At 71.0% G+C, this 11631-nt stretch carries 9 protein-coding genes; 2 read left to right on the forward strand and 7 right to left on the reverse strand.

Features of this window, described 5'->3' with window-relative positions; all coding sequences use genetic code 11:
• Nucleotides 1-50: 50 nt before the first annotated feature.
• From ACFVGO_RS26735 to ACFVGO_RS26760, 6 genes are all read right to left on the reverse strand, one after another.
• The gene (locus ACFVGO_RS26735; RefSeq protein ID WP_380359249.1) at nt 51-1568 is read right to left on the reverse strand and encodes an MFS transporter; all 1518 of its coding nucleotides are present in this window, start codon (nt 1566-1568) and stop codon (nt 51-53) included.
• Nucleotides 1569-1864: 296 nt separating this feature from the next.
• On the reverse strand, nt 1865-2638 hold the full coding sequence (locus ACFVGO_RS26740; RefSeq protein ID WP_359915484.1) for an SDR family oxidoreductase: 774 nt from the start codon (nt 2636-2638) through the stop codon (nt 1865-1867).
• 100 nt (nt 2639-2738) lie between these two features.
• Nucleotides 2739-3107 carry a YciI family protein gene (locus ACFVGO_RS26745; RefSeq protein WP_359915486.1) on the reverse strand — a complete coding sequence of 123 codons (369 nt, stop codon included), beginning with the start codon at nt 3105-3107 and terminating at the stop codon, nt 2739-2741.
• Nucleotides 3108-3243: 136 nt separating this feature from the next.
• Nucleotides 3244-4614 carry an FAD-dependent oxidoreductase gene (locus tag ACFVGO_RS26750; RefSeq protein WP_359915488.1) on the reverse strand — a complete coding sequence of 457 codons (1371 nt, stop codon included), beginning with the start codon at nt 4612-4614 and terminating at the stop codon, nt 3244-3246.
• A 41-nt stretch (nt 4615-4655) separates the two neighbouring features.
• Nucleotides 4656-5465, reverse strand: coding sequence for a TIGR03084 family metal-binding protein (locus ACFVGO_RS26755; RefSeq protein ID WP_359915490.1), 810 nt, complete (start codon nt 5463-5465; stop codon nt 4656-4658).
• Nucleotides 5466-5898: 433 nt separating this feature from the next.
• On the reverse strand, nt 5899-7389 hold the full coding sequence (locus tag ACFVGO_RS26760) for an MFS transporter (RefSeq protein ID WP_359915570.1): 1491 nt from the start codon (nt 7387-7389) through the stop codon (nt 5899-5901).
• 208 nt (nt 7390-7597) lie between these two features.
• Here ACFVGO_RS26760 and ACFVGO_RS26765 point away from each other — a divergent pair, with 208 nt between their 5' ends.
• Nucleotides 7598-8272 (forward strand): TetR/AcrR family transcriptional regulator, encoded by a 675-nt coding sequence (locus tag ACFVGO_RS26765; RefSeq protein WP_359915568.1) that lies wholly within the window; start codon nt 7598-7600, stop codon nt 8270-8272.
• A 422-nt stretch (nt 8273-8694) separates the two neighbouring features.
• Nucleotides 8695-9465, forward strand: a complete 771-nt coding sequence (locus ACFVGO_RS26770; protein ID WP_380359350.1) for a helix-turn-helix domain-containing protein — start codon at nt 8695-8697, stop codon at nt 9463-9465.
• Nucleotides 9466-9656: 191 nt separating this feature from the next.
• On the opposite strand, the gene ACFVGO_RS26775 is transcribed toward ACFVGO_RS26770, so the two are convergent.
• Nucleotides 9657-11033 (reverse strand): MFS transporter, encoded by a 1377-nt coding sequence (locus tag ACFVGO_RS26775; protein WP_359906763.1) that lies wholly within the window; start codon nt 11031-11033, stop codon nt 9657-9659.
• Nucleotides 11034-11631: the final 598 nt, after the last annotated feature.

Below are 11631 nucleotides of genomic sequence, written 5' to 3' on the forward strand. Positions count from 1 at the left end.
GCGCGGGACCCGTGGGTCCCGCGCCGGCCCCGTCGGGTCGGCCGGTCAGGTCACTGACCGCTGTTGCGGCCCGCCCGCTGGAAGTAGACCCCGGCCAGCAGGGCCAGCAGGACGAAGACCCCTGTGGAGACGGCGGCGACGGCGTTCAGCCCGCTGACGAACGCCGCGTGCGCCGTCTTCAGCAGCGCCGCGGAGGCGTCGGCCCCGAGCTGCGCGGCCTCGGCGGCGGCGCCGGCGACGGTCTCCCGGGCGCGGTCGGAACCGACGCCGTTCATCTCGCTGCTGTAGACCGCGGAGCCGATCGTGCCGAGGACGGCCAGACCGAGCGCACCGCCGAGGTAGTTCGCGGTCTCCGCCATCGAGGCGGCCGAACCCGCGCGCTCCGGCGGCACCGAGCCGACCACCAGACCGATGCCGAGCGCGAACATCGGACCGGCGCCCAGACCGATGACCGCGGTGCCGAGCACGATCGGCCAGGGGCCGTGCTCACCGTTCACCAGGATCAGCACCGCCGCGCCGATCGCGGAGAGGAACATGCCGCCGACGATCGCGGTCCGCGGCGTGATCGAACGGATCAGGGCCGGCGTGGACATCGTCCCGACCGCCATGCACAGGCCCATCGGGACGAACCAGAGCGCCGAGGCCAGCGGGGAGTAGCCGAGCACCGTCTGCAGCAGCTGGGTGACGTTGAGGGCGGTGCCCGCGAGGATCATCCCGGCCAGCGCGAGCGCGGTCAGCATGACCGTGAACGAGCTGTTGGCGAAGAGCCGCAGGTCGAGCAGCGGGTCCTCGCCCTTCAGCTGACGGCGCACGAACACGGTGCCGAACAGCAGGCCCACGACCAGCGCCGCCACACCGGTGACGGTGCTCGCGGTGCCCAGCGTGAGGACCTTGATCGCGTACACCACCGGGAGGATCCCCAGCAGCGAGAGCACGACGCTGGTGAGGTCCAGGCGGCGGGACTGCTCGGGGCGGAACTCCGGGAGCAGGATCGGCCCGGCGATCAGCACCACGGCCGCGACCGGGACGGCCAGCAGGAACACCGCGCCCCACCAGAACGGCGCGAGCAGCACGCCGCCGAGCACGGGCCCGAGGGCGGCACCCGTGAAGGTGCAGGTGGCCCAGATCGAGATGGCCTTCCCGCGCTGCTTGTCGTCACGGAAGATGTTGGTGATCAGGGCGAGGGTCGAGGGCATCAGCGTGGCGCCCGCGATGCCCTGCACGCCGCGCGCCGTGATCAGCATGATCGGGCTGGTCGCCCAGGCGCAGGCCAGCGAGGCCAGGGCGAACACCGCCATGCCCGCCATGAGGAGTCGGCGGCGCCCGATCCGGTCGCCGATGGTCCCCATGGTGATCACCAGACCGGCGACCATGAATCCGTAGGCATCGGTGATCCACAACTGCTGGACACTGCTGGCACCCAGGTCGGCGGTGAGCTTGGGCAGCGCCAGGAACAGGACGTTCGCATCCAGCGCGACCAGCAGGGTCGGCAGGGCGAGAACCGCCAGTGCCAGCCAGGGCCGCGCGCTCGTGCGAGGGAGGTCGGTTTCCGCTGTAGTGACGGACATGGCCGTGATGCGTCCTTTCGATCATTTCGGAATGTCGCTCACTACGTTGTCGAAGCAGCGGGCCGATTCTTGCGCCGGTTCGCGGAACTTTTTTGAGAAGACTTCCGCGACGCCCGGCGGATCCACGGTCTTCGCTGGTCAGACGCGTGGAGCCGATGGTGATCGACACCATCGGCTCCACGTGAGGACACTTGTTCGAATGTTCTCGGACACCTGGGGTCCGTCGGGAGCGTCAGGGTGCTCCGGCCGGCGCTCCGGCCTGCGGTCCACGGGTCGCCTGCGGGACGGACGCGGGATCAGTGGTGGTACTCACCGCAGTTGACGTCGAGGCAGTGGCCCGTGACGGCGCGCGCCAGGTCCGAGGCGAGGAAGAGCACCGCGTCGGCGGTCTCCTCCGGGGTCTGCAGGCGGCGCAGGTCCATGTCGGCGGCCACCTCCTGGTAGCCCTCCTCCAACGACAGGCCGCGCATGGCCGCGAGTTCGCCGATGAACCCCTTCACCTTGTCGGTCCACATCGGCCCGGGCGCCACGGTGTTCACCCGGATGCCCTCCGGGCCCAGCTCGGTGGCGAGCATCTGGGCCGCCGCGAGCAGGCCCGACTTGGCGATCTTGTAGGCCCCGCAGGCACGCTTGGAGTGCCGCAGGACGGACGAGTTGACCATGACGATCGATCCGCGGCTGTCCCTCAGCGCCGGGGTGAACAGCTTCGACAGCCGCAGCGCCGCGTAGACGGTCACCTCCATGCCGAGGCGCACGTCGTCCAGGTCGGTGTCGTGGAGTTCCGTGTGCGGCGGCTCCACGAGCGCGTTGTTGATCAGGGTGTCGACCCGGCCGAACGCGTCGAGCGCGGCGGCGACGAGTGCGCCGGCGGCATCCGGATCGGTGATGTCGGTGGGAACCGCCAGCGCGCGGCGACCGGTCTCCTCGACGGCCTTGGCCACCTCGTCGAGGTAGGACGCGGTGCGCGCCACGAGTACGACGTCGGCTCCCGCCTCGGCGCACCGCACGGCGAGCGTCCGGCCGAGACCGGATCCCACGCCCGACACGACGACGACCTTGTCTCGGAGCAACTCCGGAACCTTCATGTGTTCGTCCTCTCGATGCACAGCACACGGACTGGCGAGGGCGCGGGGCGGAGCCCGGGGGCCGTGAGGCCCCCGGGCGGCCGGGTCAGGCGGAAGCGCCCTCGCTGAAGACGATCGGACGGACCTCGATGCCGAGGCCCTCGACCGCGGCATCCGGGATCATCGCGGCGACCTCGTGGGCGCGCGCCAGGTCCGCGACCTCGATGATGTAGGTGCCGCCCACGTATTCCTTGGCCTCGGCGTACGGGCCGTCGGTCACCGCGGGAACGCCGCCGCGAACGCGAACCACGGAGCTCTGGTCCGGGCCGGCCAGAGCGAGGGTCCCGACGAACTCACCGGTGGCCTTGATCTTCTCCATGAACGCACCGTGGCCCTGGAAGACCGCGTTGCGCTCCTCCTCCGGCAGCGCGGCGAGGACATCGGCGTTCGGGTACATCATGATCAGGTACTTCATGGTTCCGCTCCTTGCGACGTGAGGCGCCCGGTGGGGCCTTCACTCCTAAGTCGGCGCTGATCCGCCGATCTCGACATCTGGCGACATCCTCGCGAAAAACTTTTTTCCGCACCAGCGGAACCCGGTACCGGCCGGCTCACGGAGCGGGCACGCCGAAGGCCGAGGGCGGTACCGGACGGCGGGCCGCGCGCAGCACGCGCAGCAGCGTCCGAGGGTGCATCAGGGACTGTGGGGAGGCCACGAGTCCGGCGATCCGCACCAGCGCGTCGGTCACCCGGGGGTCGTGCACCGCAGCCCGCTGGGCCAGCGCGGCGTACCGGTTGACCAGGGCGGTCTGGAGGTTCCGCTTGCCCTTGACGCCCCGGTAGCCCAGGTCGGTCACCGCGGCGAACGACCACGGGGAGCGGATCTCGCGGGCGATGTCCCGGAAGTACGCCTGGGGCGTGGGAAGCCGCCGCCCGGCGGCGTGCCGGCGCAGCACCAGCGCCTGCAGGGCGGCCGAGGTCATGCCCTGGGCGTAGGCGGGGTTGAAGCTGCAGATCGCGTCGCCCATCACCAGCAGTCCGGCCGGAAAGCGCTCCAGCCGGTGGAAGTCCCGGCGGACGCTGGCCGGAAAACGGAAGCGCAGCGGTTCGTCCAGGGGTTCGGCGTCGCGGATCGCCTCGTAGATCTCGGGGACGGGCAGCGACCGGACGAAGGCGTGGAACCCTTCCGGGTCGGTGGGCGGGTGGTCGCCCAGGAGCCCGGTCACCGACAGCTCCACCTGGTTGTCCTCGCCGGGCACCCGGTAGAAGAACGCTCCGCGCGGGTGCGAGGGCGTGGCGGCCGGGATGATGGCGATGTCACTGTCGAACGGGTCCTTCTCCAGGCGGTAGTGGCGGGTGGTGTACGCCAGGTCGATCTCGATCCGCTCCTCCGGCGGCGCCTGGTACCCGAGGTCGGCCAGCCACCGCGGGGTCCGCGAGCCGCGGCCGGTGGTGTCGACGACCAGGTGCGCGGAGAGCGTCCGCTCCTCGGCCCCGGGGGTGCGTGCCTGCACCCTGACCCCGGTGACCCGGTGTCCGGAGGCGTCCGTCACCGGGGCGACGATGTCGTGCTCCTCCAGGAACGACACCTCCGGCAGCGCCCGCACCCGCTCGCGCAGGTGGTGTTCGAGCACCGGCCGGGTGGCGGGCACGGACGGCAGGCCGGTGCGGGCGGGGCTCAGCCGCAGCCCGTTGAAGTACCACTGGATGTCGTTGCTGAAGTCCCCGGGCCGCACCCCCGCCGCGATCAACTCGTCGGTGAGGCCCGGGAACAGCGACTCCATGATCTGGTGGCCGCGGGCGACCAGCCCGTGGGCGTGGTTGCCGTGCGGGACGCCGCGGCGCGGGCCGCGGACCCCGAGGATCTTGTCGCGTTCGACGATGACGACCCTCGGGTAGGACTCGGAGAGCACCCTGGCCGCCAGCAGGCCCGCAATGCTTCCGCCGAGAACCACGGCACATTCGTCGGTACGGGTGGCCATGAAGGTCCCCTCTCTCGGATTTCCGGACGGGTGACGGAGGGTCAGTTCCCGGGCTGCGAACGGAACTGGCCGGGCGCGCGGCCCTCCCCGGCCGGGCCTCGGTAGGCCTGGGCGAGGTCGAGCCAGGCGTCGGCGTCCTTGCCCTCGGCCGTCAGGGCCAGGTCGTCGCGGTGCCGGCGCCGGGTCACCAGCAGGCAGAAGTCGACGGCGGGGCCGCTGACGCGCTGCTCCGCGTCGGCGGGGCCGAACTCCCACCGGGCTCCCGACGGGGCGGTGATCTCGAAGCGGAACTCGGCCTCGGGCGGCGTGAGCCCGCGCGCCTGGTACCCGAAGTCCCAGGTGCGGACCGCGAATTCGACCAGGTAGCGGAGCCGGTCGGTGTGCTCGCGGTGCACTCCGAGCGTGTCGGCGATGTCCTGGCCGTGGCCGAACAGCTCCATCATGCCGGCCGCGGCCAGCACGGGCGCCGGCAGCGGGCGGACCAGCCACGGCACCGGTTGGCCGGCCGGGACGGCCGCCAGGGCCTGCTCGGCGGTCCGGCGCTCGGCGTTCCACCGCTCCAGCAGGAGCTGCGGCGTACCGGACGCCAGGTAGGGCTTGAGGGACTGCTGCACCGCGCCGTCGAAGTCCTGCCCGATGCCGGCGGCCATCGCCTTGAACGCCTCGGGGTCGCCCGCGGCCATTCCCGCGATCTTGAAGGTGGCCGCGAGGTGGGCGATCTGGTGGGCGACGGTCCAGCCGGGCGCGGGCGTGGGCCGCTTCCAGTCGGCGTCCGCCAGGTTCGCCACCAGGGCTTCGACGGCGTCGCCGTCCGCCGCCAGTGCGGATATCACGTCCTGCGAGTCGGGCATGCCTGTTCCTTCCGTAGGGGGGATCCGGATGCCGACGCCGTCTCGACGCACGCTGCGGGGCGTCGGATCGGGGGCCAGCCCAGTATCGGCCGGGCGCGGATCTGCGGGCTTCTCTGCTCGTGCTGAGCGCTCGGCCCGCTCCGCGGCGCTCCCCTCCCCTTGCCTGTCCGTACCCCCGTGCGTCCGCTCCTGCGGCGGAACACGGCAGGCCGGGCGGACGAAAAGGGTGGTGGGTGGGCGGGCCGTGGTGTTCCGGTCTTTCTTTTTTTCGTCTTCTTTGTTCTTCGTCTTTTGCGCGAGACAATGGCTGGTTGGCCAGCGGGTTGTTTTGTTTTTCTCCCGGCCTGCGTGCTCCCGGTCGGTCGGTCGGTCAGTCGGTCAGTCAGCCGGTCGTTTCAGTCGGTCAGTCAGCCGGTTCGGTCGGTCGGTCGGTTCAGTCGGTCACCGGCTCCAGGCCGACCAGGGCGAGCCGGTGCCGGCGGCTGATGTACCAGGCGGCCGCGCCGCACAGCAGGGCGAGGACGGAGACCGCCACCAGGACGGCGGAGGGCGAGGACACCAGGCTCGCCAGCAGCAGCGGCCCCATCAGGCCGCCCAGCCGGTTGAACAGGGAGACCCACCCGGTGGTCCGGCCGCGCCGTTCCGGATCCGCCAGGTCGGCCGCGATCGGGAGGAAGATCGCGGCCATCGAGTTCACCGAGAACAGGGCCGCCACCAGCGCGCCCGCGGCGATCCAGCCCACCTCGGCCACCGCGCCGCTGGCCGTGAGCGCCAGCAGCAGCACCGCGGTGACGGTGGCCAGGCCCGCCGCCATGGAGGTCGGTCCGAAGCGGCGGTAGCCCAGCATCAGCAGCAGGGCGCACGGGATCATCACGATCGCCGCGATGGTGAGCATCAGGTTCGCGGTGTGCACCGGTACGCCGCCGATCCGGGCCAGGCTCGGCACCCAGGTGGTGAGGCCGAAGGTGAGCAGTCCGATCAGGGTGGCGAAGGCGCGCTGGAGGCCGTGGGTGAGGGCCCGTGAGGACCTGGGCAGGTGCTGGACGGCCGACGGCGCGCCCGCGGCCACCGGGGCGGGGGCCGAGGTGCGGTTGGGGACGAAGGGGGTGAGGAGGGCCAGCACGGCACCGGTGGGGGCGCCGATCAGCCACAGGATCCGCCAGCCGAACACCGGTTCCAGCCACAGCGCCGAGCCGGCGGCGACCAGGTAGCCGACCGCGGTGGCGACGACGGAGAGTGCCACCACCACCGATCCGCGGACCTTTCCGCCGACGGTCTCGGTGAGCAGGGTGATCAGCAGCGGGGCGAGGCCGCCGACCGCCACGCCCATCAGGGCGCACATCACCAGGTTGCCCTCGAAGGTGGGCATCGAGCCGCACATGCTGGTGGCGGTGAACCCGAGGGTGGCGATCAGGTAGGAACTGCGGCGGCCGATCCGGTCGGTGAGCACGCCGAACAGCAGCGCCCCGGTCGCCGTCCCGGTCAGTCCGCAGACCGCCAGCAGGGAGGCCGCGCGGGGATCGAGCCCGTACTCGGCCCGCATGCCGGGGATGACGAAGCCCAGGGTGGAGGTCTTGCTGATGTCGATGGTGAGGGCGGCCGTACCGATGAGAAGGATCAGCAGCCGGCCGCGCCGCCCCGTCCCGGAGTCGGCCTCGACGGATTTCGGCCGCCCGCGCAGGGCGGCGCCGACCACCACGATCAGCAGTCCGGCGAGGGCGGTGAACATCTCCGGCATCTCCGACAGGGCCATGCCGTGCAGCTTCCGGCCGTCGTCGGCCGACATGTGGTCCATCGGCATCGCGGGATCCATCGCGAAGGAGTGCCGGAAGGCCACTGCGGAGGAGACCAGCACGATCAGGCTGCCCAAGGAGAGGAGCAATGTGGCGCCGGTGATCCGGCCGGGGCGTGTGGTGGTGGACAAGAGCGACCTCCGTCGAGCGCTGGTGTGGTGGTCGCGCGACCGGGCGTCGACATTTCTCCTCCGGCCGTCGGCCGCCCCTGGAATGTCGCGCTGAGTGACTGGAAAGCTATGCCCGGCGCCGCGCGGGCCGCTTCTCGCATTGTGCGGGGATCGGAGGGTTGTGGGCGCGAACGTACCTGACATAAGGGCGTTTTGCTTGACTGAGGGAATGAGTCCGCGTCGCACGGATCCCGGTGCCCGTCCGGCACTGGTGGACATCGCCGCCCGGTTGCTGGCGGAGGAAGGGCCGCAGGCGCTGTCCGCCCGCCGCATCGCGAGCGAGAGCGGCACCTCCACCATGGCCCTGTACACCCACTTCAACGGAATGCGCGGGCTGGTGCGCGCCATGGTTCATGAAGGGTTCACCCGGCTCCAGCACTACTTCACCCTGGTGGAGTTCAGTGACGACCCGGTGAGCGACCTGGCGTTGCTGGGTCGTGCGTACCGGTGCAATGCGCTGGCCAACCCCCACCTGTACGCGGTGATGTTCGGGGGCTCCTCGCTGGCCGGGTTCTCGCTGGGCGAGGAGGACCGGCAATACGGCCGTTACACTCTGGCCGGCGTGGCCGAGTGCGCCGCCCGCTGCATCGAGGCGGGCCGGTTCCGCTCGGAGGACGCCGAGCTGGTGGCGCATCAGATGTGGTCCGCGGTGCACGGTTTGGTGGTCCTGGAGCTCGGCGAATACCTGACCGAGCCGTGCGACGCCGATCGGCTGCTGGAGGCGCAGCTGGTGGGGCTGATGGTCGCGGCCGGCGACATCCTGGAAGCCGCGGTCGCATCGGTGGCGGCCTCCGTGGAGCGACTGTGGGAGGAGGTGGACCCGGCGACGACCGATTCGGACTGACGGCGGGGCCGGCGCGATCCGCGGTGAATTCCCGAACGATTCCGCTCCGACGCCGGACCGGCGCAGCCGTCACACGAGTACTCCTGAATCACATCCGTCCCGTCCGTGACATCCGTATGCCCCCCTCCGGCGCATCTCGTCAATTGCTTCAATAGTTCAAACACATACCGGCCGGTATTCCACCCCTCGGCTTTGCCAAATCAACGCGCGAGGAAGTCGTTGAACTTGTCATGTCCGCCTGCTACGGTCATCAGTCGTTATCACGGTGCCACGGTGTGTCACCGTCGCTTAACAGAAGGGAGCGGGTAAACCTCGCGCGCTCCGGTATTTCAGGCCGCCCGCCCCCCTCGGCCGCGTTCCAGGACGCAATACCGGAGCGGAGTTTCCGTCGTCCACCGGTACTGCGAGAACCTGGAGTCATTGTGAAGCCCGCAATCGAAGAGGCCGTGGCCCGAGCCATCGAGGTCATGCACGAGAACATCGGCGAAATACTGACCATAGACGACATGGCACAGGCGGCCGTCTACAGCAAATTCCACTTCTCCCGGGAATTCCAGCGGGTGACCGGGGTCTCACCGAGACGCTTCCTGTCCGCCATCCGCATCGAGGCCGCCAAACGTCTGCTCATCGAGACGGACCTCAGCGTGACCGAGATCAGCCACCGCGTCGGCTACAACAGCGTCGGCACCTTCAGCTCACGGTTCGCCAGCAGCGTCGGCACGTCGCCCACGATGTTCCGCCAGTTACGCGGCTTCACCACGAGCATCGAACTCGAACGGCGGCGCTGGGCCCGGCCCACGGATCTCGCCACCGTCCGCGGCGAGATCCGGGCTCCCGTCGCCGACGGCCTCGGCCGCGTCTTCGTCGGGCTCTTCCGCACCCGCATCCCGGAGGGCCGGCCGGCCGCCTGTACCGTCCTCCCCCGCCCCGGCGCCTTCCTCCTCGAACACGTGCCGCCCGGGACCTGGTACCTCCTCGCCCACTCCGTCCCCGCCTCCTTCGACGAAGTCCTCACCGGCGAGGTCTCCGTCGGCTCCGTCGGCCCCGTCGAGATCAGGGCGAACGTCCCGCCGAAGCCGCTCGAACTGCGCCTGCGGCCCGTGCACGCCCTCGACCCGCCCGTCCTGCTCGCACTGCTGGACGTCCGGGCGGCGGCCCTCGCCAGGAACGAAAGGCTCTCCGAGGCGGGTTGAGCCGGCGCCGGGGAGCCGGCCGCACGGCCCGGGGGCGGGGCTCCGGGCCCACGGGGGCGACGGCCGGCACGGGACGGGGGACGACGGCGGGTGCGGCACGGGGGACGACGGCCGACGCGCCACGGGCTCCCCGGACATGACGAAGGGGCGGCGGCCGGCTCACGCCGGCCACCGCCCCCCGGGAGGAGAAATCAGGCCCGTCGCCTCACGGCGATGACCGCCGCACCCACCACGCACGCGACGGCGGCGGTGACGTAGGCGAGGTGGTACCCGGCGAGCTGGTCGGCGCTGGTCCCCGCGACCAGGACCATCACCGCCACGCCCGCGCTGGCGCCGATCTGCTGCGTCACCACGTTCACCGCGCCGGCGACGGCCTGCTGCTGCTCCGGGACGCCGGAGAGGCCTGCGGACGTCATCGAGGGGAAGTTCAGCCCCTGGCCGATGCCGCTGACCACCAGACCGGGCAGTACGTGCAGCACGTAGTTGCCGTCCTGCGGCGTGCCCAGCCACAGGCCGGTGCCCACGCCGATCAGGACGAGGCCGACGGCCATCAGCGTCCGCGGGGAGTACGTGGCCAGCAGGCGCCCGGTGGCGAAGTTGGCGGTGAGGAACACGGCCAGGGACATCGGCACCAGGGCGATGCCGGACTCGAAGGGCGAGTAGTGCAGCATCCCCTGCAGGTACAGGGGCGCGAAGAACAGCATCCCGACCGAGCCCATGTACTGGAGGAACGCGGCCAGGCTCGCCTCCCGCACCGAGCCGATCCGGAGGAGGCCGAGCGGAAGCACCGGGTCGGCGGTGCGGTGCTCGCGCACCACGAACAGCACCAGGGAGAGCACCGCGCCGCCTAGCACGATCCACGCCGTGGCGCCGCTGCTGCTCACACCGACGACGAGCAGGGTGAGGCCGAGCGTGCCCGTGATCGCCCCGGGCAGGTCCAGCCGACCGCGGTGCCCGACGCCGCCGGGCAGTCCGATGCGCGTCGCGCCCAGCACGCCGAGACCCACCAGCACCGAGAACCACAGCACCGAGCGCCAGCCGAAGAACTCGGTCAGGACGCCGCCCAGCAGCACCCCGCCGCTGAAGCTCGCGGCGCCGACGGCCGCGTACACCCCGAAGGCCCGGTTGCGCGCCGGACCGGCCGGGAAGGTGTCGGTGAGCAGGGCCAGCGCGGCCGGCCCCGACAGGGCGGCGCCGATGCCCTGGACCGCTCTCGCGCCCAGCAGCGTCACGGTGTTGGGGGCCACCGCCCCGACCAGCGCGGAGACGGTGAACAGGGCGACGCCTGCCTCGAACACCCGCCGCCGCCCGATCACGTCGGCCAGTCGGCCGCCCACCAGCAGGAAGCCGGCGAACGTGACGGCGTAGGCGGTCATCACCCACTGGAGCGTGCTCTCGTCCAGGTGGAAGCGCTCCCCCACCGAGGGCAGCGCAGCGTTGAGCACTCCGAGGCCGCTCACGTCCAGGGCCAGCGCCCCGGCCAGGACGCCGAGTGCGAGTCCCGGCCGGCGGACCGGTGAGGCCGCGGCGCCGGTGGTGTCGCCGGTGGTGTCAGTGGTGTCGGTCATGCGGGCCTGCCGTGGAAGTCGCGGCCGGTGAGTGCCCGCCCGAGGTGGTCGCTGCGTCCGGGTAAGGAGCTGTTGGCATCGGCTGACGCCCTATCAAATTTGTCAACTGCCATGCGGACAGCTTGCATTGGTCGATCGTCCGCTGTCCACTCCGCCCCGCGCCCGCAGATGGAACTGAACGGTACCGTCCGAGGAGATCGAATCGGACACTTTGGCGATCAAATCTCGCCAGCGCTTCAACCGGCCCGCAAAGTGCGCAATCCTGGAGTCGCCGGACTCTCCGCACTCAAGGGCGGACGAAAGAAAGCGGCACTGCGAAATCCCGGCAGCGAGATTGCACGACAGATCCACCGGCAGGGCCGCACGGGGGCGGCGAGAATTCCACAGTGAGCCGCTGAATCGCGACCACCCGCGTCACCTCGAAGTTTGCCGTCGTCACCATGCACGACCACACCGCTCGGCCGGAGCTTCGGGCAGCCCTTCCCCCCTCCCCGCGCGAGGAGCAGTGGTGCCCGGTCGCACGTCCATGCATGTCATGTACAGGCCGGATCCAGCATTCGCAGTCGAACTGCCTTGATACGGAATACCTGACGAGCCC

The sequence above is a fragment of the Kitasatospora sp. NPDC057738 genome (genome assembly GCF_042798815.1).
GTDB classification, from domain to species: domain Bacteria; phylum Actinomycetota; class Actinomycetes; order Streptomycetales; family Streptomycetaceae; genus Kitasatospora; species Kitasatospora lactacystinica.